Below are 24,501 nucleotides of genomic sequence, written 5' to 3' on the forward strand. Positions count from 1 at the left end.
TCACGGCCGGGTCAGCACGTCGCTGAGCGTCAGCGCGAACAGCACCCCCGCCCACAGGAACCCGGCCAGGGCGGCGAGGCGCACGAGGCCGCGCGCCTCCCGCAATTCCATGTAGAAGACCAGCACCAGGAGCGCCTTCGCGGCCGCGATGGCGAAGCCGATCGCCGCCGTCGCCGCCCCGAGCTTCCAGAAGGCCGCCGCGCAGGTCAGCGCCAGGAGGCCGAGCAGGGCCGCCCAGATCGCGAGGTTGCGCAGCCAGAGGGAGCGGACCGTCGCGCTCATCCGGACCGCCCCGGCAGGTAGAAGACCGGGTAGAGGACGATCCAGACGACGTCGACGAGGTGCCAGTAGAGGGCCGTCACCTCGACCTCGGGGCTGCCGCGCAGCTCCAGCCGGCCGCGCCAGCCGAGGAGCGCGAGCCGCCCGACCAGCGCGATCCCGACCGACAGGTGCAAAGCGTGCACCCCCGTCATCAGCCAGTAGAGGGCGAAGAAGATCTGGGCCGGCGCCGCCGCGAGCGGGAAGTGCGGCCCGGGCACCAGGCTCTTCTCGATGTCCTCGCGGTACTCGACCCCCTTCACCGCCACGAAGGCGAGGCCGAGCGCGGCCGTCACGGCGAGGCAGGCGACCACGAGGCGGCGCAGGTCCTCCTCGGCCTTGGCGGCCTGGGAGGCCACCGCCATGGTCAGGCTGCTGGTGAGCAGGATCGCCGTGTTGGCGGTGCCGAGGGCGAGGTTGGTCTCGCGGCCCGCCGCCGCGAAGGCCTCCGGGTGGGCGATCCGCATCACCGCGTAGGTGAGGAGCAGCGCCCCGAAGAACAGCGTCTCGCTCGCCAGGAAGAGCCAGATCCCGAAGGTCGCCCCGCGCCGCTGGCGCCCGAGATCGGACCAGGGCTCGCGGATCAGCCGCGCGGCCGGCTCGCCCCCGGCGACGCCCCCCTCGGCCGCGCCGCTCACGGCAGGAGCTCCTGCTCGCGCTGGTAGCTCGGCGGGCCGATCGTCGCCGAGTGGCCCTCCGGATGGTAGTCGTAGGGCGCGCGCACCACCCGCGGCTGCCGGACGAAGTTCTTGTGCGGCGGCGGCGAGGTCGTGCTCCATTCGAGGCCGGTCGCGTCCCAGGGGTTGCTCGACGCCCGCGCCCCGTAGACCAGCGACCAGGTCAGGTAGGCGAGCGGCAGCAGGTAGGCCGCCGCCAGGATCGCCGCGCCCGACGACGACATCACGTTGTAGATCTGGAATTCCGGCGGATAGGTGTGGTAGCGCCGCGGCATCCCGAGATAGCCGGCGATGAATTGCGGCGCGAAGGTCAGGTTGAACCCGAAATACATCAGGATGGCGGCGAACCGGGCCCAGGATTCCGGGTACATCTTTCCCGTCACCTTCGGCCACCAGAAGTGCAGACCGCCGAAGAAGGCCGAGACCGAGCCGCCCACCATGATGTAGTGGAAGTGCGCGACCACGAAGTAGGTGTCCGTGACGTGGACGTCGACCGGGATGGCGGCGAGGAAGAGCCCCGACAGGCCGCCGGTCGTGAACAGCCCGACGAAGCCGAGCGCGTAGAGCATCGGCGCGCCGAACCCGATCTGCCCGCGGTAGAGCGAGAAGATCCAGTTGAAGACCTTGATGGCGGACGGCACCGCGATGATGAAGGACAAGAACGAGAAGATCAGGGCCGCGTAGGGCGACATGCCCGACACGAACATGTGGTGACCCCAGACGAAGAAGCCGATCCCGGCGATCGCCAGGATGGCGTAGACCATGAACGTGTAGCCGAAGATGCGGCGGCGCGCGAAGGCCGGAATGATCTCCGAGACCACCCCCATCGCCGGCAGCACCATGATGTAGACGGCCGGGTGCGAGTAGAACCAGAACAGGTGCTGGAACAGGATCGGGTCGCCGCCGCGGTTCGGGTCGAAGATCGGCAGGCCGAGCCAGCGCTCGGCCATGACGAGGAGCAGCGAGATCGCCAGGACCGGCGTCGCCAGCACGATCACGATGCTGGTGGCGTAGATCGACCAGACGAAGAGCGGCAGGCGGAACCACGTCATGCCGGGACAGCGCAGCATGTGCACGCTGGCGATGATGTTGACGCCGGTGGCGATGGTGGAGAAGCCGACCAGGAACACGCCGAGCGCCGCCGCGAAGACGTGCGTGTTCGAGAACATCGTCGAGAAGGGCGTGTAGAAGGTCCAGCCGGTATCGACCCCGCCGGCGATCAGCGCGTAGACCGTGCAGGCCCCGGCCGCCACCGTGAGGTACCAGCTGAACAGGTTGAGCCGCGGGAAGGCGAGGTCCGACGCCCCGATCATCAGCGGCACCAGGAAGAGGCCGAGCGTGTTGGGGATGGAGGGCACCAGGAAGAACCACACCATCACGATGCCGTGGAACGAGAACAGCTTGTTGTAGGTGTCCGAGGTGAGGAGGTGGCCCTCCGGCGAGACGAGTTCGAGGCGCACCAGGGTGATCGCCGCGCCGCCCATGAAGAAGAACACGGTGATCACGACCGCGAACAGGATCGCGAGGCGCTTGTGGTCGGTGGTGGTGAGCCAGGACCCGACCGAGCGGCTGAACCGCAGGTAGTCCGGCTCGGTCGGCAGCGGCAATTCGCCGAGCGCCGCGGACTCGCTCATGACCGGTCCTCCTTCGCGAGGGAGCGGATGTAGGCGACGAGGCTCTGGATCTCCCCCTCCGAGAGCCGGCCGGCGAAGCTCGGCATGATCGGCGCGAAGCCGGCCACCACGTCCTTGTTCGGCTGCAGGATCGAGTCGCGCAGATAGGCCTCGTCGGCCGCGACCACGCGCCCGTCCGCCAGCGCCACGGTGCGGCCGTAGAGGCCGGCGAGGCTCGGCGCGTGCACCCGGGCGGAGGCGGCGTGGCAGCCCGAGCAGCCGCGCTCCACGAACAGCGCCGCGCCCGCCTTGGCGAGGTCGTCGCCCTCCGGCTGGGCGGCGAGCCACGCCGCGTAGGCGTCCGGCCGCATCACCACGATCTTGCCGCGCATGCGGGAATGGTCGGTGCCGCAATACTCGGCGCAGAGGAGGTGGAACACCCCGAGCTTGGTGGCCTCGAACCACGCCACGTGGGTCTGGCCCGGCACCACGTCCTGCTTGAGCCGGAAGGCCGGCACGAAGAAGGAGTGGATCACGTCCTGCGAGCGCATCTCGAGGCGCACCGGCACGCCGATCGGCACGTGCAGCGCGTCGATCTCGCGGGCGCCGTTGGCGTGCAGCGCCTTCCACATCCACTGCTTGGCGACGACCTGCACCTCGATCGCGTCCCCGGGCGGCGTGAAGGACCTGATCTCGATCGAGGTGCCCCACCAGAACAGGAAGACGAACAGGAACAGGGTCGCGCTGGTCCAGCCGATCTCGAATTCGCGGCTCACCACCTCGGGCATCGGCCCGCGCGGGGCGGCGGAGCCGCGCCGGTAGCGGACCGAGAAGCCGAGGAGCAGGCAGACGACGAGGAGCAGGATCGCGCCCGACAGGACGAGCAGGCCGGCGAAGATCGCGTCGATGCGCTGCGCGAGGGTCGAGGCGGTCTCGGGCCAGAAGGCCATCACGGAACCCTCCGGGCCGGCCCGCCGCCGCGGCCGAGCCGCCACAGGGCCAGACCCAGCCCGGCCACCGTCAGCGCTCCGGCGAGCGTGAGGAGCCGCGAGATCGCGGGCGTGTAGATCCCCCGCGCCGCGTCGAAGCCGTAGCACAGCACCGCGAGCCGCCCCGCGACGCCCCCGATCGCCCCGCGCCCGGCCTCCAGCAGCGCGAGGCGCAGGCTCGGCCCGTCGAGGGCGAGGGTCGAGAGGGCGCGGGCGAGGTGTCCGTCCAGCGTCAGGGCGAGGGCGGCGGACGGGTGGGCGTACTGGTCGTGCTCGGCATCGTAGGCGGTGCGGTAGCCCAGCGAGCGGGTGAGGTCCGCGAGGGCGGCCGGGTCGGCGCGCAGGAGCACCGTCGCCGCGCGCAGGGCCGGATCGGCCACCTGCGCGCCGAGGAGCGCCCGGCCCTCGGCGAGGCCGTCCTTCGGGTCGAGGCCGAGCACGATCAGCCGGTAATCGGCGCCCGGCCGCAGCCCCGTCTCGCCGAGCGCGCCCGCCACCACGGCCAAGGCCGGCCCGCACAGGGTGCGGCAGGTGAAGTCGACCGGGACGAGGAGCGCCGGGCGGCCCCCGAGCGCCTCCCCGAGGGCGAGGGAGCGGCCGCTCTCGTCCGTGACGCGGGCGCCGAGGGGCAGGCGGGCGCCGGCCGGCGGCGCGAGGCCCGCCGCCGCGAGCTCGGAGGCGGCGAGGCCCGCCCGGGCGGCGCAGGGCGCGAGCGCGATCAGCAGGGCGAGGAGGAGGCGCGTCACGGCCGCCGGCTCTCCTTGATCGGGCCGGGCGCCGCCGCCGGGGCGCCGACCGGGTCGAGGGCCGCGGCGCCCCGGCCCGCGAGGATCTCCATGGCGCGCGCGACCGGGATCCGGACGATGCCGCGCTCCCGGTCGACCCAGGCATAGCCGGACAGGGCCTCGCCCTGCGCGTCGAGGAGGCGCTTGAGGTCGCCGGCCGGGTCGATCTGCAGGCCGGGCTGCGGCATCGCCCGCGGCGGCGGCCGCTCGCGCCGCGGGGCGCCGCGGTCGTAGGAGAGCTTGAGCCCGCCCATGGCGGCGGCGACGAAGAGCGCGAAGCCCGCGACGGCGGCGAGCACCGTCCGGACCGGGACGCCCGGGGCCTCCGGGGGGGCGGGGATCTCCGGGGAGGCGTCAGCCGGCATGGCCGAGCCCTCCGGGCAGGCGGCGCGCCGGGAACAGGCGGGCCAGGAGGCGCCCCGAGAGGCGCACGAGGCCGACCGTGACCGCGACGGCGGCGAGGAGGCCGAGCGCGCCCAGGAGGAGGGGCGGGCCGGGCGGGTCGTAGGCCGGCGCGACGAGCCAGAGCCGGTGCAGGCCGATCCCGAGGAGCACGAGCCCGCCCACCAGGCGCAGGGCGGCGCGGCTGCGCCGCAGGTGCCCGTTCAGCAGCAGCCCGAAGGGGAGGACCGCGCCGGCCGCGACGGCGGCGACGATGAGCCAGACGAGACCGTGCTGGCCGCGGCGCAGGTACCAGGCGGCCTTGTCGGGCAGGTCGCCGTACCACGCCACGATGAAGGACATCAGCGCGATGTAGACGGTGCCGGTCAGGGTGGCGAGGAGCAGGCCGGCGAGGTCGCTGGCGTCGCGCCCCGCGAGGTCCGGCGGCGCCAGCAGGGCCGCGAAGGCGAGGGCGGAGAGCATCTGCTCGATGGCGAAGCCCGCTGCGAAGGCCGAGGAGGTGAAGCCGGGCTCGACGGAGAGCACCCAATCGACCGCGATCACGCTGATCAGGACCGCGTGCAGCAGGAGCGCCACGGCCGCGAACAGGCCGCCGCCCCGTCCCGCCGCGACCACGAGGCCGATCACCGACCAGATCACCAGGGCGAGGACCGAGCGGGCGAGGAAGAAGGTCGGGTGCAGGTAGAGGGGAGCGACCTGCGGCGGGGCCTGCGCCGGATCGGCCGCCCACGGATAGATCGCCGCGAGGCCGAGCGCGATCGGCAGGAAGGCCAGGGCCGCGAGCGGGGTGAGCGAGGCGGCCGGGCGCAGCACGGGGGCGAGCGCCTCGCCCCAGCGCCCGCCGGTGAGGCCGTGGATCAGGAGCAGCGCGAGGCTGCCGATCGGGATGCCGCTCCAGGCGGCGTAGGCGGCGAGCCAGCCGCGGGCGGCCTGCGCGATCACCGCAGCCTCCCGGCGGCTTCGGGCGCCTCGGCCAGGGTGGCGTGGTGCGAGAGCTGCAGGGCCCGGATATACGCGGCCACGGCCCAGCGCTCGGCGGGCGGGACGCGGGCCGCGTAGGCGTACATCACGCCGTAGCCGTGCGTGATGACGTCGACGAAGTGGGAGGCCGGGGCCGCGCGCAGGCGCTCGGAATGGTAGGAGGGCGGCGGCGGGAAGCCGCGCTGCACGATCATCCCGTGCCCGTCGCCGTCGTAGCCGTGGCAGGGCGAGCAGAACACGTCGTAGCGGTCGCGGCCGAGCCCGAGGAGGGCGGGCGTCACCTCCGGCGGGGCGGCGAGGGCGGCGTCGCGGGCGAGGTCGCCCTGCGCGACCGCGCCCTCCGGCAGCGGCCGGGCCGAGGTGCCGTCCGGCCAGATCCGGGAGGCCGCGTAGGTGTCTAAGCGCTTCTGCTGGAAGAGGTTCTGGTCCTGGCAGCCGGCCACCAGCAGGCCGGCGAGGAGGAGGACCGGGCGGGCGCGCCGCGGCGCCGGGCGCCCCCGACGGAGGGGGGCGGGCGGGGATGACGGGCGCGCCCTCCTCATGGCCGCACCTCGAACACCACGAGGGCCCCGGTCTCCTCCAGGAGGTGGCGCAGGGCGGTGCCGTCGCCCGGCGCCGCCGCGGCGGCGAGCAGGAAGAACCGGTCCTGGCTCGCCCGCTCGAAGCCCGGGACCGCGAAGAGCGGGTGGTGCAGGCGCGGCAGGCCGGTGCCCCACAGGAAGGCGAGGAGCCCCGCCAGCGCCGCCGCGAACACCCCCACCTCGAACGGCACCAGCAGGAAGACCGGCCAGCTGTGCAGCGGGCGCCCGCCGGAATTGAGCGGGTAGTCGATCACCGCGGCGTACCATTGCAGGAGATACGCGAAGGCCGCCGCGCCGACGCCCCCGGCCAGCATCGCCCAGCGCAGGCGGCTCGGGCGCGGGTCCAGCACGCCCTCGACCGCCTCCACCGGGTAGGGCGTGAAAGTGTCGAGGGGCCGGTGGCCCCGCGCGCGCAACGTGCGGGCCGCCCGGACCAGGCTGTGGGGATCCGCGAAGCAGGCCAGCATCTCTCCCATCAGGCGGCCCCCTCCCGGTGGGCGAGTTCGCGCAGCTCGTGCATCGACACCGCCGGCACCACGCGCACGAACAGAAGGAAGAAGAAGGCGAACAATCCGAGCGGACCGATCAGGAAGGACCAGTCCCAGAAGGTCGGGCGGAACACCCGCCACAGGCTCGCGGCATAGCCGTGCGACAGCGTCGTCCAGGTGATCAGGATGCGCTCCAGCCACATCCCGACATTGATGACGAGCGAGATCGCCAGCATGGCCGGGATGCTGCGCCGCAGGCGGCCCAGCCAGAGGGCCTGCGGCACCACCACGTTGCAGGCGAGCATCGCCCAGTAGAGGAGCGCGTAGTCGCCCAGGAACTCGTAGGCGACGAGGCGGCGCTCGTCGGGCTTGCCGCCGTACCAGGCCATGAACCATTCGGTGGCGTAGGACAGGCCCATGACCAGCGAGGCCATCAGCATCACCCGCCCCATCACCTCGAAGTGGTTGACGGTGATCAGGGCCTGGAGCCGCAGGCCCCAGCGCACCAGGGCCGCCAGCACCACCACCATGGCGAAGCCCGAATACATCGCGCCGACCACGAAATAGGGCGGGAAGAGGCTCTCCTGCCAGCCCGGCATCAGGCTCGCCGCGAAGTCGAGGCCGACGATCGAGTGGACCGAGCAGACCAGGGGCACGGCGAGCGCCGCCAGCGTCGTGTGCAGGGTCCCGAGGCGGCGCCAGTGCCGGGCCGAGCCGCGCCAGCCGAGCGCCAGGCTGCCGTAGAAGAGCCGGGCGCCCCGCGAATCCGCCCGGTCGCGCATCGTCGCGAGGTCGGGGATCAGCCCGACGTACCAGAACAGCAGCGAGAACAGCAGGTAGCTGACGATGGCCCAGAAATCCCACACCAGGGCGCTGCGCCATTGCGGCCACAGCCCCATCGTGTTCGGGTAGGGGGCGAGCCAGTAGGCGTAGATCGGCCGCCCGAGGTGGAGGATCGGGAACAGCCCGGCGATCGAGACCGCGAACAGGGTCATCGCCTCGGCGAAGCGGTTGATCGAGGCCCGCCAGTGCTGCCGGGTCAGGAGCAGCATCGAGGAGATCAGCGTGCCGGCATTGCCGATGCCGATCCACCAGACGTAGTTGGCGATGGCGAAGCCCCACACCACCGTGGTGTTGATGCCCCAGACGCCGACGCCCCGCCAGAACAGCCACGCGACGGCGACGAGCGTCAGGAGCACGAAGGGCAGGGTGAGCGCGAGGGCGATCCACCAGCCCCGGCCGACCCCGACCAGGATCGGGGCGACCACCGCGTCCGTGATGGCCGCGTCGCTCTCGCGCGCGGCGGCGATCCAGCGATGGGCCGGCCGGGGCTCCGCGCTCACGAGCCGTCTCCCGGCAGGTCGGGGGCGGGGTTGCGCAGGTCCGCCAGGTAGGTGGTGCGCGGGCGCGTCCCGAGATGGCCGAGCAGCGCGTAGTGGCGCGGCTCCGCCCTCAGGCGGGCGACGTCGGACCCCGCCTCGGCGAGGTCGCCGAAGGCGATCGCCCGGCTCGGGCAGGCATCCTGGCAGGCGGTGGTGACCTCGCCCGGCCCGAGCGGGCGCCCGTCCCGCTCCGCGGCGCGGCGCGCGCCGCTGATCCGCTGGATGCAGTAGGTGCACTTCTCCATCACGCCGCGCTGGCGGACCGTCACCTCCGGGTTGCGCTGGGCCGGCAGCGGATCGAGGCCGAGATTGGCGTATTCCTGGCCGTCCGCGTAGCCGAGGAAGTTGAAGCGGCGCACCTTGTAGGGGCAGTTGGCCTCGCAGAAGCGGGTGCCGATGCAGCGGTTGTAGACCTGGAGGTTCAGGCCCTCGCCGTCGTGGACCGAGGCCGCGACCGGGCAGACCGGCTCGCAGGGCGCGTGCTCGCAATGCATGCAGGGCACGGGCTGGAAGCCCGGACGGGGATGGTCCGGCCCGCCGCGATCGTAGGTGTCGACGCGCAGCCAGTGCATCAGCCGCCCGCGCGCGACCTCCTCCGGCCCCACCACCGGCACGTTGTTCTCGGTCTGGCAGGCGACCACGCAGGCGTTGCAGCCGATGCAGAGCGAGGCGTCGATCACCATGGCCCAGGCGTGGCCGTCCGCGTCGCCCGTCCAGGGCGCGATCAGGCTCGGATGGGGGCCGGGATCGGTCCCGGGCGCCTCGCCGATGGCGGTTCGGCCCTCGGCCAGGGCGGCGAGCGTCAGGAGCGGGTAGTTCTCCCGCGCCTCCCGCTCGCGCACCACGCGCTGGGTCGTCAGGATCCCGGGATGCTGCCCGGTCGGGGCGAGGGCGACGCCGTCGACGCGCCAGAGGGCGTCCTCGCGGCGCAGCGCGTAGGCGCTGGCGCCGATGCCGTTGCCGATGGCGCCGGCCCGGGAGCGGCCGTGGCCGAGGGTCAGGCTCGCCACGCCCGCCGCGTGGCCCGGCACGGTCGCGACCGGCACCTCGATGCTGCGCCCGCCGGCGGCGACGCGGACGAGGTCGCCCTGGGCGAGGCCGCGCCGGGCCGCCTCGTCGGGGGCGAGGGCGAGGGCGTTGCCCCAGACCTGCTTGGTCAGGGGCGCCGGGCATTCCTGCAGCCAGGCATTGTTGGCCATGCGCCCGTCCCAGGTCCCGGGATCGGGCCGCAGCACCAGGGTGAGGTCCTGCGCGGCGGCGGGCGGCCCGGGATCGGGCAGGCGCGGGCTGCCGGTCGCCACCGGCGCGGCGGCGCTGTCCTGCACCACGCCCTCGTGCAGGGCGCGCCGCCACCATTCCTCGAACCCGGCCTCGCGCCCCGGCCTCCAGGTCTCGCGCACGAGGTCGTAGGACGCGGCGTCGCCCTCGCCGAGGAGGGCGCAGACGACCTCCTCGGCCGTGCGGGTGGCGTAGAGGGGGCGGATCAGGGGCTGCACCAGCGAGGCGGTGCCGTCGACGGCCCGCAGGTCGCCCCAGGCCTCGAGCGGGTGGGTCTCGGGCACGTGCCAGGTGGCGAGCACGGCCGTCTCGTCCACGGCGGGGCCGAGATGGAGCCGGAACGGGGCCCGGCCCAGCCTCTCCGCGAGGGCGAGGTCGGCGGGCGCGTCGTAGACCGGGTTGACCCCGAGCATCACGAGGTCCTGCACGCCGCCCGCCGCGAGGTCGCGGGCGAGGTCGGAGAGCGTGCCGGGCGCCCGGCCGCCGATCAGGTCCGGCGGCTCGATCCAGTCGAGGGGCGCGCCGAGCACGCCGTTGATCCAGTGCGCGAGGGCGTGGATCTCGGGCGGCAGGGTCGGCCCGGCGAGGACGAGGGCGGCGCCGCGGCGCGCGCGCAGGTCCTGCGCGGCCCGCGCCGCGAGGCGGGCGGCCTCCTCCGGCAGGGTCGGCGCGCGCAGGTCCGCCCCGAGGGCGCGGGCCAGCGCCACCGCCACCTCACCGATCCGGTGCGGCGGCAGGGCGAGGCGGTGGTCGGCCTTGGCGCCGGTCAGGGTCGGCGCCGCCTCGACCGCGTAGAGCCGCGAGAAGCCCTCGCCCGCCGCCGGGACGCGGCGGCTGCCGAAGCCGCGGCCGTTGCGGATCTGGTCGGGACCCGGGCCGAGCGGGTCGGCGTCGAGGCTGACGATCACGGCGGCGCGGTCGAGATGCGGCACGGGCCAGAGCGGGCGGCCGAAGGCGAGGGCGGCGCCGGCCCGGGCGGAGGCGTCCTCGGTCGGCTCGTGCGCGTGCCAGGCCGCCCGCGGATAGGCGTCGAGCAGGCGGGCGATCTGGCGCTGGAGCGTCGGCGAGGTCACCCGGCCGGTGAGCAGCCGCATCCCCTCGCCGCGCGTCTCCCGCCAGGCCGCGACCTTGGCGACGAGCGCCCGCTGCAGCGCGCTCCAGGTGCCGATGTCGCCGCCCTGGCGCAGGGTCTTCGAGCGGTCGGGATCGTAGAGGGACAGCACCGCCGCCTCGGCGAAGACGTCCGTCGCCCCGAGGCTCCCCGGGTGGCGCGGGTTGCCCTCGACCTTGATCGGGCGACCGTCCACGGAGCGCACCCGGCAGCCGCGGCCGTAGCCGGCGAGCGGCAGGGTGCTGGCGAAGACGAGCGGCACGCCCCCGGTGACCCGCTCGGGCTGGACCACGTAGGGGACGATCTCCTCGTCCGGCTTGGCGCAGGCGCCGGCCGCCAGCGTGATGCCGGCCGCGAAGGCCCGCAGCGCCTCGCGGCGCGAGACCGTCCGGGGCCCGCTCAGCGGTGGCATATCGAGCACTCGCTGAGGCGGTCGGCGGACCGGATGTGGTAGGCCGCCCTCAGCGCCCTGCCGCGGGTCTCCTGGTCGGGGGGAGGGGTCCAGGCCATGTCGTAGACCTCCTCGCGGGGGCGGAGATTCGGCTCGGGGTTGCGGTGGCAGTCGAGGCACCAGCTCATCGTGAGCGGGGCGGCCTGGCGCATCAGCGGCATGCCCTGGACGGCGCCGTGGCAGGTCGAGCAGCCGACGCCCTTGGCGACGTGCACGCTGTGGTCGAAGTAGACGTAGTCCGGCAGGGTGTGGACGCGCCGCCAGCGGATCGGCGTGCCGGTGGCGAGGCTCGCCCGCACCGGCGCCAGCATCTCGGCATTGGTCCAGATCTGCGAGTGGCAGGACATGCAGGTGTGGGTCGGGGGGAGGCCGGCGAAGCGGGCCTTCTCCACGGAGGTGTGGCAGTAGCGGCAGGCGATCCCGAGCCCGCCGACATGGTGCTGGTGGCTGAAGGGCACCGGCTGCGCGCGGACCACGTTCTGCCCGGTGGCGTAGGGCGCGGCCCAGAGCCGGTAGGTCAGCCCGACCGCCAGCACCGGGGCCGCGGCCATCCCGGCCATCACCAGGCGGATGATCGTGTCGGCGCCGGGACGGAAGATCTGCACGGTCAGGCGGAGCGTCGGAGCGGGACGGACCGGTGAGCGGCGCGGAGGCGGCCGGTGCGCGGCGGCGGGCCATGTTCGGGGGAGCTCTCGGGCGAGGTCTCGGGCAAATTCTCGGGCGAACTCTCGGGCAAATTCTCGGGCTGCGCGAAGCGGAAGCTGACATCCGGCCGCGCCGCGGATTTGTCGCCCGCTCCCATCACGGAGATGCGCAGCAGCGCGCTGCCGGCCAGCACCGCGAGGCCCGCCGCCACGGACAGCTCCGCGGGCGGCCGCCGCCCGCGGGCGCGCATCGCGCGCTCGGCCGCGTAGAGCCCGAGCGGCAGCAGCACGCCCAGGCCGACGGCGCCGACCTTCTCGGCCGTCCCGGCCCGCCCGCGCGTGGCGGGCTCGACCCCCGTCCGCCGATAGGCGAGCGCCGCGGCCGCGTCCCCGGCGAGCTCGACCGCGAGCGCCGCGGCCGCGATGCCGTGCAGCGCGTCCCGCTGCGGCCCGGCGGGCTCGGCCATCGCCAGGGCCGCCGCCCCCGACGCCACCGAGGAAGCGCCGAAGCGCACTGCCAGCGCGCGGGGTGCCGCCGCCCAGAGCGGCGTCGAGGTCGCCGAGAGGAGGGCGGCCGTGTAGGTCGACAACCCCGCCCCGAGCAGGGCCGCCGGCACGCCCGCCGCGCGGGCGGCCCCCCGCATGGTCCTCGGGGCGATCCCGAGATCGGCGGCGACCTGCGCCGCGGCGCTCACGCCCGCGCAGGCGGAGAAGCCCATCAGGATCCAGGTCCCGATCGACATCGGCGAGGTGGCCTTGGCCACCCGCAGCATGTTGTAGAAGCGGCTCGGGGTGTGCAGGTCGTAGATCAGGAGCGCGCTGCCGAGGGTCGGCGCGAGCAGGGCCGTGTAGCGGGCGCGGCGGATCATCGGGCCGGCCTCGACGCCCCGGGTCGCCTCGGCGAGGGCCGCCAGGATCGCCGAGGAGCCCGAGAGGCCGGCGAGGAAGATGTAGCCGCCCACCACCGCGTTCTCGAACGGCGCCGGCTTGAGCTGCGCGCGGCCGTAATAGGTCGGCCCCGCCCAGGCCTCCCCGGGTTCCGGCCGGCGCGCGCCCGAGGCGCGGTCCGGGCGGGGGAGCGGGGCCTCGGGGCCGCGCGCGACGACGGGATATTCGGCCATCAGGCGCGCTCCTGGCGGCCGGCACCGCGCTGATCGGGACCGCGCCGGCCGCCCCGGGATCCGGCCCCGCCGAGCAGGAGCGCCGCCGCGAGGGCGAGGCCCGCCACCGCGGTGAGCCCGGTCGCGAGGCTCGGGGCGACCCGGTTGGCGGGCCGGGTCGGCGCGGCCGGCAGGTTGTAGACCTCCGGCCGGTCGGTGAGCAGGAAGAAGGCGTTGAGGTGCCCGAGATCGCCGGTGGCGCCCGGGCTGCCGGGCACGCCGTACAGGTAGGCGCCGGGCACGCCGCGCCCGTGCAGGGTCTCGACCCGCGCGCGCGCCTTCTCGTGCAGGTCGCCGAGTTCCCCGAACTGGATCGAGTCGGTCGGGCAGGACTTGGCGCAGGCCGGCTCCAGCCCGCCCTTCAGGCGATCGTAGCAGAGGGTGCACTTGTGCGCCTTGCCGTCGACGGTGCTGACGTCGACCACCCCGAACGGGCAGGCCGGCACGCAATAGCCGCAGCCGTTGCAAATGTCCTGCTGCACCACGACGGTGTCGAACTCGGTCTTGAACAGGGCGCCGGTCGGGCAGGCTTCCAGGCAGGGCGCGTTGTGGCAGTGCTTGCACACGTCGCTCATCATCAGCCAGCCGCTCTGGAATGGCGTCTGGAGGCTGTCGCGCACCCCGCCGGGGCCGGACTTCTCCACGAAGCTGACGTGGCGCCACGTGTTGGCCGAGAGGGCGCCGGTATTGTCGAAGCTGTGGCCGGAGAGCCCGAGATTGTCGGCCGGCAGGTTGTTCCACTCCTTGCAGGCGACCTCGCAGGCCTTGCAGCCGATGCAGACCGTGGTGTCGGTGAAGAAGCCGTAGGATCGGCCCGGCTCGATGCGGGTGCCGGCGGTGATCTCGGCCTCGTCCGGGATCATCCGGTCGAGGCGCGACTCCGCGATCTCGGCCGCGCGGGGATGCAGGTGCTGGATGCCCATCGGCCGGCCCTCAGATCCGCTCCAGCCGCTCGGCGCGGTGGGCGATCAGGTTGCGGGTCCGCGCGTAGCGCACCCGCACCCGGGCCTGCTCGGCCTGGAGCCGGGCGAGGTCGTCGGGCTCCGCCCCCGCCATCGGCCCCAGCACGAAGAGGTGCGCGATCCCCTCGTCGTCGACGAGCTGGAACCGGGTCTCCTGCGCGATGGTGACGACGCCTCGCATCGACGGCATGGGATCCCTCGTCCGCGCAGAGCGCCCGCTCGCGCCGCTTCCGCGCCGCCAACGCCGGGGGACCGGGTTGGTTCAGCGGCGTCCCTCGGCTGCGTCCCGGCCGGCTGCTCCCGCGGTCACATAACGCCCCCGGGCGGCGCCTCCAGGCGCCGGGCCGGCCGCGCTCGGTCCGGCAGCGTACGAAGCCGGGCGCCGGGCCGCCGGCGCGCGCCGCGCCGCCGGAACCATGACGCATGGTCGGGATTGGAGCGCTGGGACGGGTCGCGATCGGCCCCCTGGACGGGAGTGGCGGCCATGGCGCGGCGGATCGGCAAGGGGATCGGCAAGGGCATTGGCAAGGGGATCGGCGAGCGGGTCACCGGCTTCCTGCGCGACTGGTCGATCCCGCGGCAGCTCGCGGGCGAGAGCGTGATGGGGCGCGCCGCCCGCAGCACGATGTCGGAGCGCCTGCGGCCGCGCCTGGAGGAGGCCGACCGGGTCGGCACCAGCATCTGCCCGTTCTGCGCCGTCGGCTGCGGCCAGCTCATCTACGCCAGGAACGGCCGCCCGATCCACGTCGAGGGCGACCCGCGCTCGCCGATCAATGCCGGGACGCTGTGCCCCAAGGGCGCCGGCACGCTCGGCATGCTGCTCTCGCCCGAGCGGATCAGCCGCGTCCTCTACCGGGCGCCGCGCGCGCGGCACTGGGAGGTCAAGCCGCTGGACTGGGCGATGGAGCGCATCGCGCAGCTCACCAAGCAGGCCCGCGACGAGACCTTCGCCGAGCGGCTGCCGGACGGGCGCGTCGTCAACCACACGCTCGGCATCGGGTCGCTCGGCGGCGCGACCATGGACAATGAAGAGAACTACCTGATCAAGAAGCTCTTCGGCGGCGGGCTCGGCATCGTCAACATCGAGAACCAAGCCAGGATCTGACACTCCGCCTCGGTGCCCAGTCTGGGTACCTCCTTCGGACGCGGCGCCGCCACGATGGCGCTGTGGGACCTCGCGAACGCGGACTGCATCATCGAGATGGGGTCCAACATCGCGGAGAACCACCCGATCGCCTTCCGCTTCGTCACCGAGGCGCAGCGCAAGGGCGCGACCATCATCCACGTCGATCCGCGCTACACCCGCACCAGCGCGCTCGCGGACATCTACGCGCCGCTGCGCTCGGGCAGCGACATCGCCTTCCTGGGCGGGATGATCCGCTACATCCTGGAGCACGACCTGTGGTTCCGGGACTTCGCGCTCGCCTACACGAACCTCGCCCACATCATCGAGGACGGCTACCAGGACCCGGAGACCCTCGACGGCCTGTTCTCGGGCTTCGACCGCAGCTCCGCCGCCTACGAGGACGGGACCTGGCAATACGCGGGCAAGCGGGTGCCCTCCTCGGTGGCCGAGCACCGGGTGCAGACGAAGGAGGGCGACCCGGGGGAGGGCAGCCCCTACGAGAGCATGACCGAGGGGCCGCCGCCGCGGGACCCGACGCTGCAGCACCCAAACTGCGTCTACCAGATCCTGAAGCGGCACTACGCCCGCTACACGCCCGAGATGGTCGAGCGGGTGACCGGCTGCCCGCGGGAGACGTTCGTGCGGGTGGTCGAGACCTTCGCGCGCAATTCCGGGCGCGAGCGCACCGGCGCCTTCACGTACGCGGTCGGCTGGACCCACCACACCACCGGCGTGCAGATCATCCGCGCCGCCTCGATCGTCCAGATGCTGCTCGGCAATATCGGGCGCCCGGGCGGGGGCATCATGGCGCTGCGCGGCCACGTCAGCATCCAGGGCTCGACCGACATCCCGACCCTCTACAACATGCTGCCGACCTACCTGCCGCAGCCCAACGTCTTCCACGAGCACGCGACGCTGGCCGACTACCTGCGGGTCGAGACCCCGACCACGGGCTGGTGGGCGAACATGCCCAAATACGTGATCAGCCTGCTGAAGGCGTGGTACGGCGAGGCCGCCACGCCGGCGAGCGACTACGGCTACCAGTTCCTGCCCAAGCTCACGGGCGACGCCTCCCAGGAGCCGATGACGCTCTCGATGGTCGACGGCATGATGCGCGGCCAGTTCATCCTCGGCCAGAACCCCCTGGTCGGCGCCGTCAACGCGGACCTCGTCGAGCGCGGCTTGTCGAAGCTGCGCTGGATGGTGGTGCGGGACTTCGCCATGACCGAGACGGCGAATTTCTGGCAGAAGGGCCGGCTGGTCGAGCGCGGGGACCTCAGCCCGGAGGAGATCGAGACCGAGGTGTTCTTCCTGCCCGCCGCCATGCCGGGCGAGAAGGAGGGCAGCGTCACCAACACGAGCCGCCTCGTGCAGTGGCACGACAAGGTCTGCGAGGCGCCGGGCGACAGCCGCTCGGACCTCTGGTTCATCTACCATCTCGGCCGGCGCCTGAAGGCGCTCTACGCCGACAGCACCGAGACCCGCGACGGGGCGATCCAGGCGCTCACCTGGGACTACCCGGTCGAGGGCGCGGTCGCCGAGCCGCGGGCGGAGGCGATCCTGGCCGAGATCAACGGCTACACGGTCGCCGACGGCAAGCCGGTGGCGAGCTACAAGGCGCTCAAGGACGACGGCTCCACCGCCTGCGGCGGCTGGATGTATTGCGGGATCATGCCGGAGGAGGGGCGCAACCTCGCCCGGGCGCGCCGGCCGGACGGGCCGGACGGGCCGGGCTCGCATCTCGGCTGGGCCTTCTCCTGGCCGTCGAACCGGCGCACCCTCTACAACCGCGCCTCGGCCGACCCGGAGGGCCGGCCCTGGTCGGAGGCCAAGAAGATGGTCTGGTGGGACGAGGCGCAGGGACGATGGACCGGCCTCGACGTGCCCGACTTCGTCGAGACGAAGCGGCCGGACGAGCGTCCGGACTGGTCGAAGCACCCGCGCGGCATGGACGCGCTCGGCGGGGACGATCCCTTCATCATGGAGGCGGACGGCAAGTGCCAGGTCTTCGTGCCGACCGGCCTGAAGGACGGGCCGCTGCCGACCCATTACGAGCCGGTCGAGAGCCCGGTGCGCAACCCCCTCTACGGCCAGCAGATGAACCCGGCCGCGAAGCTCTGGGGGCGGCCCGGCAACGCGCTGCACGCCCCCCAGGACCCGCGCTTCCCCTACGTGTTCACCACCTTCCGGTTGACCGAACTCCATTGCGGGGGCGTGCCGACCCGGGTGATGCCGCACACGGCGGAATTGCAGCCCGAGGCCTTCGTGGAGGTCTCGCCGGAGCTCGCGGGCGAACTCGGCCTCCGCCATCTCGGCTGGACCGTGCTGTCGACCCTGCGCGGCGAGATCGAGGTGCGGGCGATGGTGACCGAGCGGATCCGGCCCTTCCGGATCGACGGGCGGACGGTGCACGAGGTGGCGATGCCCTGGGTGTTCGGCCGCGAGGGCTACGCGCGCGGCGCGGTGGCGAACGTGCTCCTGGCGATCACGGGCGACCCGAACACCAGCATCCACACGACCAAGGCGCTGACCTGCAACCTGCGGCCGGGGCGCCTGACGCAGCTCAAGCGGGAGGCGCGCCGTGGCCCCGCATGAATACGGCCACGCGGCGCTCTCCGCCCTCGACGCGGTGCTGGCCGAGCGGCCGCGCAAGGACGATCACGGCCTGACCCACGCGATGCAGTGCCTGACGCGCTTCCGCGACGAGGTGATCGCGATCCAGCGCGAGGACCCGCCGTCGCGGGACCGGCGCGAGACCCTCTCGCGGCTGAACGCGGTGGTGGCGGTGGTGTTCGGGGCGCATTTCCCCTTGGGCACCGTGCCCTGGGCCGAGGTCGAGAAGGCGCGCGGCTGGCTCCGGGACCTGGTGCGGGAGTTCGAGGGCGAGGGCGCGGCGGGCTGATCCGGGATCGGATTGATCACAGCGGATCTCCGGATCGCGCGCCCGCGCGGCGCGTGAGCGAAGCCCCAATCCGCCATCCCGAAGGAATCAAGCCGATGTGGCCTGAGGGGCTTGCCGGTGGCCGGTGCGGGCCGGCTCCCCGCCGGCGCGCCGCCGCAGGGGAGGGGCGCGTCCGGTCCGGGACCGGGCGCGGCTTGCGCGGCTCAGCGCGGGGTCGGATCGACCAGCGTCAGCTTGCCCTCGAACGGCTTGCTCTGCGCCGTGACGCTCGTGCAGCCGAACGTGTACTCACCCGGCCCGATCGTGCGCAGGCGGATCTCGCCGGTGCCGTTCTCCTTGACCAGGTAGGCGTCGTTGCTCGCCACGTGGACCACGTCGCCGTCGTGGTGGAGCACGTTCTTGTTCTGGAAGATCTGCGGCGCCGTGAGCGTCACGCGCGCGCTCGACCGGTTGGTGACTTCGAGCGCCACGTTGCTGTTGGCCGGCAGGCGCAGCTCCGCCGGCTCGCACTTGGCGGCGCCGTTCTCGCTCGTGATGGTGAGCTGGACCGGCGGCATCGCGTCGCCCCCGGCCTTGGGCGGGGGCAGGTCGTTCGCCGCGAGGGCCGCCCCGGCGAGGCCCGCCAGCAGGAGCCCGGCGAGGCCGCCGCGGGCCAGGGAGAGGTGTCGCATCATCGTCGCTCCGTCCGGTCTGCATGAACGCGCAGGCCAAACGTCGGGAGCCGGCCCGATGTTGCCGGCTGCGACCGGAAGGACCGGCCGCCCGCTCAGGCGCTGTCCGGACGATCACGTCCGGACAGCGCCTGAGCCCGCGCGGCGCTTGAGCGAAGCCCAAAGCCGCCATCCCGAAGGGATCAAGCGGATTTGGGATGACACGCCCGCGCGGCGCCTGAGCGACGCCGACATCCGCATGGCCGAAATGGGAGATGGCGACGCAATCCGTCGGATCTCGGATCAGGCGCTGCCGATCAGGATGCCGGTCGCGAAGACCAGGAGCCCCCCGACCACGACCTGGAACGCCGCCTGCAGGAAGGGCGTGTCCATGTAGCGGGCGCGGATCCAGGAGATCGCCCAGAGTTCGAGCAGCACCACCGCCACCGCGAGGCCCGTCGCGAGCCGGAAATCGTGGATCAGGTAGGGCAGGGTGTGGCCGATCCCGCCCGCCGTCGTCATCAGCCCGCAGACGAGGCCGCGGATCCAGGGCCGGCCGCGCCCGGTCATCGAGCCGTCGTCCGAGAGCGCCTCGGCGAAGCCCATCGAGATGCCGGCTCCCAGCGAGGCCGCGAGCCCGACCAGGAAGGCGTCCCAGCTGTTCTGCGTCGCGAAGGCCGCGGCGAAGACCGGGGCGAGCGTCGAGACCGAGCCGTCCATCAGGCCCGCGAGGCCCGGCTGGATCACCTGCAGCACGAACAGGCGGCGGGCGGTCTCCTTCTCCTCCTCGCCGGCCCGGGTCTCGGCGCGCGCCTCCAGCTGCGAGGCCATCGCCTCGTGCCCGGCCTCCACGTCCGCGAGGTCGCCCAGGAGCTTGCGCACCTTCGGGTCGCTGCAGCGGGCGGCCGCCTCCCGGTAGAAGCGCTGGGTCTCGGCCTCCATCGTCTCGGCGCGGTGGCGCACCGCCGCGATGTCGAAGCGCGCCTGCATCCAGACCGGCTTGCGGCGCACGAAGCCCTTCACGTCCTCGCGGCGGATCAGCGGGATGTGGTCGCCGTAGCGCTCCTCGAAGAGGTCGAGGAGCTGGCGGCGATGGTCGCTCTCGGCGCTCGCCATCTCCCGGAACACCTGCGCGGAGGCCGGGTAATGCTCCCGCAGGCGCTCGGCGATCTCGCGGTAGATGCGCCCGTCCTCCTCCTCCGCCTGGATGGCGAGAGCGAGAACTTCCCGGTCGGTGAGGTCGGACAGGGCAACCTGCGGGCCCTGCGTGAACAGCGGCATGCGCGGCTCTCCGGTGCATGAATTTAGAATTGCTCTAATTCCAGACTGAGCCGCGCGTCAACACCCGCGGGGTGCCCGCGGCGCCGCGCGCCGCACCGGCGCGGGGGCGGCGGGCGCGCGGGGCTCGCCTCGACACGGGGGGATGGCATGACTAAGAGAACGGGCGCGAGCCCTTGGTGCTCCTCACGAAACGCCCGCCGTCCGCCCAGCGGGCGTTCCGTGAGCGGCACTCCCGGGCCGGGATGTTCTCGCCCCCACCTCAACCCACGAGTTTTCGCCCGATGAGCGGTGTCAACGAGATCCGGTCGACCTTCCTCGACTACTTCGCCAAGCACGGGCACGAGGTCGTCCCCTCCTCGCCGCTCGTACCGCGCAACGACCCCACGCTGATGTTCACGAACGCCGGCATGGTGCAGTTCAAGAACGTCTTCACCGGAGTCGAGAAGCGGCCCTACCACCGCGCCGCCACCGCCCAGAAGTGCGTCCGCGCCGGCGGCAAGCACAACGACCTCGACAACGTCGGGTACACGGCGCGCCACCACACCTTCTTCGAGATGCTCGGCAATTTCTCGTTCGGCGACTACTTCAAGCCGCTGGCGATCGAGTTGGCCTGGAACCTCGTGACGAAGGAGTTCGGCCTCGACAGGAGCAAGCTGCTGGTCACGGTCTACGCCGACGACGACGACGCGGCGACGCTGTGGCGCAAGATCGCCGGCTTCCCGGAGGAGCGCATCATCCGCATCGGCACCTCCGACAATTTCTGGCAGATGGGCGATACCGGCCCGTGCGGGCCGTGCTCGGAGATCTTCATCGACCAGGGTCCGGAGCTGTGGGGCGGCCCGCCCGGCAGCCCGGAGGAGGACGGCGACCGCTTCCTCGAATTCTGGAACCTCGTCTTCATGCAGTACGAGCAGATCGAGCCGGGCAACCGGGTCGGCCTGCCGCGGCCCTCCATCGACACCGGCATGGGCCTGGAGCGCATGGCGGCGATCCTCCAGGGGGTGAAGAGCAACTACGACACCGACCTGTTCCGGAGCCTGATCGACGCGGTGGCCCACCAGGTCGGCCGGCCGCCGGAGGGCGCGCAGACCGCCTCCTACCGGGTGATCGCCGATCACCTGCGGGCCGCCTCCTTCCTGGTCGCCGACGGGGTGCTGCCGGGCAACGAGGGGCGCGGCTACGTGCTGCGCCGGATCATGCGGCGGGCCATGCGCCACGCCCAGCTCCTCGGCGCCCGCGACCCGATGATGTACCGCCTCGTGCCCACCCTGGTGCGCGAGATGGGGCAGGCCTATCCCGAGCTGGTGCGGGCCGAGTCGCTGATCTCCGAGACCCTGCGCCTGGAGGAGACCCGCTTCCGCCGCACCCTGGAGCGCGGCCTGTCGATCCTGGACGCGGAGACCCGCGACCTCTCCGAGGGCCAGAACCTCTCGGGCGAGACCGCCTTCACGCTCTACGACACGTACGGGTTCCCCCTCGACCTGACGCAGGACGCGCTCAAGTCGCGCGGCATCGGCGTCGACACCGACGCCTTCAAGGCCGCGATGGAGCGCCAGCGCGCGGCGGCCCGCGCCGCCTGGGCGGGCTCCGGCGAGGCGGCGACCGAGACCCTGTGGTACGCCCTGCGCGAGCGCGTCGGCGCCACCGAGTTCCTCGGCTACGAGGCCGAGACCGCGGAGGGCGTGGTCACCGCCCTGGTCCGGGGCGGCGTCGAGGTCGAGGCGCTGGCGTCCGGCGAGGAGGGCCTGCTGGTGGTGAGCCAGACGCCCTTCTACGGCGAGTCCGGCGGCCAGGTCGGCGATACCGGCACGGTCGCGGCGGCGGGGCTGCGGGCGCGGGTCACCGACACCGAGAAGAAGCTCGGCGACCTCTTCGTGCACCACGTCGCGGTCGAGGAGGGCCGGCTCACGGTCGGGCAGGCGGTGGAGCTGAGGGTCGACCACGCCCGCCGCGCGGCGATCCGCGCCCACCACTCGGCCACCCACCTGCTGCACGAGGCGCTGCGCCAGGTGCTCGGCGACCACGTCGCCCAGAAGGGCTCCCTGGTCTCGCCCGAGCGCCTGCGCTTCGATTTCAGCCACCCCAAGCCGATGAACGACGACGAGGTCGCGGCGGTCGAGGAGATGGCGAACCGCGTGCTGCTGCAGAACGGGCCGGTGGTGACGAAGCTGATGGCCGTCGACGACGCCATCGCGACCGGGGCCCGCGCGCTCTTCGGCGAGAAGTACGGCGACGAGGTCCGGGTCGTCTCGATGGGCGAGGATCAGGGCGGGGACGGGCGCCGGCGCACCTTCTCGGTCGAGCTCTGCGGCGGCACCCATGTGGGCCGCACCGGCGAGATCGGGCTGATCACCGTGGTGGGGGAGGGCGCGGTCGCCTCCGGCGTGCGCCGGATCGAGGCGATGACCGGCGACGCGGCGCGGCGCCACCTCGCCGAGGAGAGCCGGCGCCTCGCCGCCGTGGCGGGGCTGCTGAAGGTCCCGCCGGCCGAGGCGGCCGACCGCCTCGCCGCCCTGATCGAGGACAGGCGCCGGCTGGAGCGGGAGCTCTCCGAGGCGCGCCGCAAGCTCGCCATGGGCGGCGGCGGGGCGGGCGAGGAGCCGGTGCGCGAGGTCGCGGGCGTCAAGCTGATGGCCCGTTCCGTCGAGGGCGTCGAGATGCGCGACCTCAAGAGCCTCGCGGACGAGGGCAAGAAGCGCCTCGGCTCGGGCGTGGTCGCGATCGTCGGCGTGGCGCCGGACGGCAAGGCCGGCCTCGTCGTCGGCGTCACCGACGACCTGACCGACCGCTTCGACGCGGTCGCCCTGGTGCGGGCGGGCTCCGAGCGCCTCGGCGGCAAGGGCGGCGGCGGGCGCCGCGACATGGCCCAGGCCGGCGGCCCGGACGGGGCGGCGGCGCAGGACGCCCTCGCCGCGATCGAGGCGGCGCTCGCCGCCGCATGAGCCGGGCTCGCCGCCTGGGCGGGGCTTGCCGCCTGAGCGGCGCCGCGGCCGCTCGGGCTTGCCGCGGCTGCCGGGAGACAGTACGGCCCCAGCCGGGCGGACCCGGCCGGGGCCCAGGACGGGGAGCGGAGGGAGAGCGTCGCGCATGAGGATCGTGGATCAGTCCATCCCGGACGTGAAGCTCGTCGTCCCGGCGCGCCACGGCGACGCGCGCGGCTGGTTCTCCGAGACCTACCGGGCCGACCTCCTCGCGCAGGCCGGCATCACGGACCTCTTCATCCAGGACAACCAATCCTTCTCGGCCCAGGTCGGCACGGTCCGGGGCATCCACTTCCAGACCCATCCCCACGCGCAGGGCAAGCTCGTCCGCGTCGTCTCCGGGGCGATCCTCGACGTCGCCGTGGATCTGCGCCGCGCCTCGCCCAGCTACGGCCGCCACGTCGCCGTGCGCCTGGATGCCGAGAACGGCCACCAGCTCTACGTGCCGGTCGGGTTCGGCCACGCCTTCTGCACCCTCGAACCCGACACCGCCATCGCCTACAAGGTCTCGGGCGGCTACTACAGCCCCGCCCATGACGGCGCGCTCCTCTGGAACGACCCGGATCTCGGCATCGACTGGCCGGTCTCGCCCGAGGCCGCGATCCTCTCCGCCAAGGACAAGGCCGCCCCGCGCCTCGCCGACCTTCCCGCCCATTTCTGACGCCCCGAACGGAGATCCCCTCCCATGCGCATCCTCGTCACGGGCGGCTGCGGCTTCATCGGCTCGGCGCTCGTCCTCCACCTCGTCCGCGACCTCGGCCACGAGGTGCTCACCCTCGACGCCCTCACCTACGCGGCCAACCCGATCTCGCTCCTGCCGCTCAGGGACGAGCCCCGCCACCGGCTCGTTCAGGCCGACATCTGCGAGCCCGAGCGCGTCGCCGCGCTCTTCGCGGAGTTCCGGCCCGAGGCGGTGATGCACCTCGCCGCCGAGAGCCACGTCGACCGCTCGATCACCGGACCGGCCGCCTTCATCCGCACCAACGTGGTCGGCACCCAGGTCATGCTCGAGGCCGCCCGCGCCCACCATGCCGGCCTGCCCGCGGACGGGCAGGCGCGCTTCCGCTTCCTCCACGTCTCCACCGACGAGGTCTACGGCTCGCTGCCCCCGGGCGGCTTCTTCACCGAGGAGAGCCGCTACGACCCCCGCTCGCCCTACTCGGCCTCCAAAGCCGCCTCCGACCACCTCGCCCGGGCCTGGCACGAGACCTACGGCCTGCCGGTGCTCGTCACCAACTGCTCGAACAATTACGGGCCGCGCCACTTCCCCGAGAAGCTGATCCCGCTGATGATCCTCAACGCGCTGGAGGGCAAGGCGCTGCCGGTCTACGGCGACGGGCAGAACGAGCGCGACTGGATCCACGTCGAGGACCACGCGCGCGGCCTCGTCGCGGTGCTGGAGCGGGGCCGGATCGGCGAGACCTACCTGCTCGGCGGCCGCGCGGTGCGCAGCAACCTTTCGGTGGTGCGCACGCTCTGCGCGATCTTCGACCGGCTGCGGCCCGAGGCCGGCCCGCACGAGCGGCTGATCAGCTTCGTGACCGACCGTCCCGGCCACGACCGGCGCTACGCGATCGACCCGAGCAAGGCCGAAGCCGAACTCGGCTGGCGCCCGACCCGGAGTTTCGATCAGGCGCTGGAGGAGACGGTCCGCTGGTACCTCGACCACCGCGAGTGGTGGCAGCCGATCCGCGAGGGCCGCTACGCGGGCGAGCGCCTCGGCCTGACGGCGGCGTGAG

At 73.3% G+C, this 24,501-nt stretch carries 22 protein-coding genes; 5 read left to right on the forward strand and 17 right to left on the reverse strand.

Features of this window, described 5'->3' with window-relative positions; genetic code table 11:
- From M446_RS39275 to M446_RS28140, 15 genes are read right to left on the reverse strand one after another with little or no spacing between them, the layout of a single operon-like run.
- Nucleotides 1–282 (reverse strand): cytochrome C oxidase subunit IV family protein, encoded by a 282-nt coding sequence (locus M446_RS39275; protein WP_236728939.1) that lies wholly within the window; start codon nucleotides 280–282, stop codon nucleotides 1–3.
- Nucleotides 279–956 carry a cytochrome c oxidase subunit 3 family protein gene (locus tag M446_RS28075; RefSeq protein WP_012335480.1) on the reverse strand — a complete coding sequence of 226 codons (678 nt, stop codon included), beginning with the start codon at nucleotides 954–956 and terminating at the stop codon, nucleotides 279–281. Before M446_RS28075 ends, M446_RS39275 begins: the two co-directional genes overlap by 4 nt.
- On the reverse strand, nucleotides 953–2,629 hold the full coding sequence (locus M446_RS28080) for a cbb3-type cytochrome c oxidase subunit I (protein WP_012335481.1): 1,677 nt from the start codon (nucleotides 2,627–2,629) through the stop codon (nucleotides 953–955). The genes M446_RS28075 and M446_RS28080 overlap by 4 nt, the downstream gene beginning before the upstream one ends.
- A complete protein-coding gene (gene coxB, locus M446_RS28085; RefSeq protein WP_012335482.1) occupies nucleotides 2,626–3,558 on the reverse strand; it encodes a cytochrome c oxidase subunit II in 933 nt (310 codons plus the stop codon). The genes M446_RS28080 and coxB overlap by 4 nt, the downstream gene beginning before the upstream one ends.
- On the reverse strand, nucleotides 3,558–4,343 hold the full coding sequence (locus M446_RS28090) for a hypothetical protein (protein ID WP_012335483.1): 786 nt from the start codon (nucleotides 4,341–4,343) through the stop codon (nucleotides 3,558–3,560). Before M446_RS28090 ends, coxB begins: the two co-directional genes overlap by 1 nt.
- The gene (locus M446_RS28095) at nucleotides 4,340–4,747 is read right to left on the reverse strand and encodes a hypothetical protein (RefSeq protein WP_012335484.1); all 408 of its coding nucleotides are present in this window, start codon (nucleotides 4,745–4,747) and stop codon (nucleotides 4,340–4,342) included. The genes M446_RS28090 and M446_RS28095 overlap by 4 nt, the downstream gene beginning before the upstream one ends.
- Nucleotides 4,737–5,726 carry a hypothetical protein gene (locus tag M446_RS28100; RefSeq protein WP_012335485.1) on the reverse strand — a complete coding sequence of 330 codons (990 nt, stop codon included), beginning with the start codon at nucleotides 5,724–5,726 and terminating at the stop codon, nucleotides 4,737–4,739. The genes M446_RS28095 and M446_RS28100 overlap by 11 nt, the downstream gene beginning before the upstream one ends.
- On the reverse strand, nucleotides 5,723–6,307 hold the full coding sequence (locus M446_RS28105) for a c-type cytochrome (RefSeq protein ID WP_012335486.1): 585 nt from the start codon (nucleotides 6,305–6,307) through the stop codon (nucleotides 5,723–5,725). Before M446_RS28105 ends, M446_RS28100 begins: the two co-directional genes overlap by 4 nt.
- On the reverse strand, nucleotides 6,304–6,822 hold the full coding sequence (locus M446_RS28110; RefSeq protein WP_012335487.1) for a DUF3341 domain-containing protein: 519 nt from the start codon (nucleotides 6,820–6,822) through the stop codon (nucleotides 6,304–6,306). Before M446_RS28110 ends, M446_RS28105 begins: the two co-directional genes overlap by 4 nt.
- Complete coding sequence (gene nrfD / locus M446_RS28115; RefSeq protein WP_012335488.1) at nucleotides 6,822–8,177, reverse strand: NrfD/PsrC family molybdoenzyme membrane anchor subunit; 1,356 nt, start codon at nucleotides 8,175–8,177, stop codon at nucleotides 6,822–6,824. Before nrfD (M446_RS28115) ends, M446_RS28110 begins: the two co-directional genes overlap by 1 nt.
- Entirely contained in the window at nucleotides 8,174–11,017 is a 2,844-nt protein-coding gene (locus M446_RS28120) for a 4Fe-4S dicluster domain-containing protein (protein ID WP_012335489.1), read from the reverse strand. Before M446_RS28120 ends, nrfD (M446_RS28115) begins: the two co-directional genes overlap by 4 nt.
- Nucleotides 11,005–11,616 carry a cytochrome c3 family protein gene (locus M446_RS28125; RefSeq protein ID WP_050777589.1) on the reverse strand — a complete coding sequence of 204 codons (612 nt, stop codon included), beginning with the start codon at nucleotides 11,614–11,616 and terminating at the stop codon, nucleotides 11,005–11,007. The genes M446_RS28120 and M446_RS28125 overlap by 13 nt, the downstream gene beginning before the upstream one ends.
- A 47-nt stretch (nucleotides 11,617–11,663) precedes the next feature.
- Nucleotides 11,664–12,821: an NrfD/PsrC family molybdoenzyme membrane anchor subunit gene (gene nrfD / locus M446_RS28130; RefSeq protein ID WP_012335491.1), complete on the reverse strand. Its 1,158-nt coding sequence runs from the start codon at nucleotides 12,819–12,821 to the stop codon at nucleotides 11,664–11,666.
- Nucleotides 12,821–13,783 (reverse strand): 4Fe-4S dicluster domain-containing protein, encoded by a 963-nt coding sequence (locus M446_RS28135; RefSeq protein WP_012335492.1) that lies wholly within the window; start codon nucleotides 13,781–13,783, stop codon nucleotides 12,821–12,823. Before M446_RS28135 ends, nrfD (M446_RS28130) begins: the two co-directional genes overlap by 1 nt.
- Before the next feature lie 10 nt (nucleotides 13,784–13,793).
- A complete protein-coding gene (locus tag M446_RS28140; protein WP_012335493.1) occupies nucleotides 13,794–14,012 on the reverse strand; it encodes a hypothetical protein in 219 nt (72 codons plus the stop codon).
- Between the two features lie 294 nt (nucleotides 14,013–14,306).
- On the opposite strand from M446_RS28140, the gene fdh reads away from it, so the two are divergent.
- Both fdh and M446_RS28155 read left to right on the forward strand, forming a co-directional pair.
- Nucleotides 14,307–17,543: a formate dehydrogenase gene (gene fdh / locus M446_RS28150; RefSeq protein ID WP_271413142.1), complete on the forward strand. Its 3,237-nt coding sequence runs from the start codon at nucleotides 14,307–14,309 to the stop codon at nucleotides 17,541–17,543.
- Nucleotides 17,530–17,850, forward strand: a complete 321-nt coding sequence (locus M446_RS28155; RefSeq protein WP_012335496.1) for a hypothetical protein — start codon at nucleotides 17,530–17,532, stop codon at nucleotides 17,848–17,850. The genes fdh and M446_RS28155 overlap by 14 nt, the downstream gene beginning before the upstream one ends.
- A gap of 203 nt (nucleotides 17,851–18,053) precedes the next feature.
- Here M446_RS28155 and M446_RS28160 read toward each other — a convergent pair whose 3' ends face one another.
- Both M446_RS28160 and mbfA read right to left on the reverse strand, forming a co-directional pair.
- Nucleotides 18,054–18,524: a cupredoxin domain-containing protein gene (locus tag M446_RS28160; RefSeq protein ID WP_012335497.1), complete on the reverse strand. Its 471-nt coding sequence runs from the start codon at nucleotides 18,522–18,524 to the stop codon at nucleotides 18,054–18,056.
- Between the two features lie 279 nt (nucleotides 18,525–18,803).
- Nucleotides 18,804–19,781, reverse strand: coding sequence for an iron exporter MbfA (gene mbfA, locus M446_RS28165; RefSeq protein ID WP_012335498.1), 978 nt, complete (start codon nucleotides 19,779–19,781; stop codon nucleotides 18,804–18,806).
- Nucleotides 19,782–20,062: 281 nt separating this feature from the next.
- Here mbfA and alaS point away from each other — a divergent pair, with 281 nt between their 5' ends.
- The 3 genes from alaS (at nucleotide 20,063) to rfbB (ending at nucleotide 24,500) form a co-directional block, all read left to right on the forward strand.
- The gene (alaS, locus tag M446_RS28170) at nucleotides 20,063–22,723 is read left to right on the forward strand and encodes an alanine--tRNA ligase (protein ID WP_012335499.1); all 2,661 of its coding nucleotides are present in this window, start codon (nucleotides 20,063–20,065) and stop codon (nucleotides 22,721–22,723) included.
- A 145-nt stretch (nucleotides 22,724–22,868) separates the two neighbouring features.
- Nucleotides 22,869–23,423: a dTDP-4-dehydrorhamnose 3,5-epimerase gene (gene rfbC / locus M446_RS28175; protein WP_012335500.1), complete on the forward strand. Its 555-nt coding sequence runs from the start codon at nucleotides 22,869–22,871 to the stop codon at nucleotides 23,421–23,423.
- 24 nt (nucleotides 23,424–23,447) lie between these two features.
- The gene (rfbB, locus tag M446_RS28180; protein ID WP_012335501.1) at nucleotides 23,448–24,500 is read left to right on the forward strand and encodes a dTDP-glucose 4,6-dehydratase; all 1,053 of its coding nucleotides are present in this window, start codon (nucleotides 23,448–23,450) and stop codon (nucleotides 24,498–24,500) included.
- Nucleotide 24,501 lies beyond the last annotated feature (1 nt).

The organism is Methylobacterium sp. 4-46, assembly GCF_000019365.1.
Lineage (GTDB): Bacteria > Pseudomonadota > Alphaproteobacteria > Rhizobiales > Beijerinckiaceae > Methylobacterium.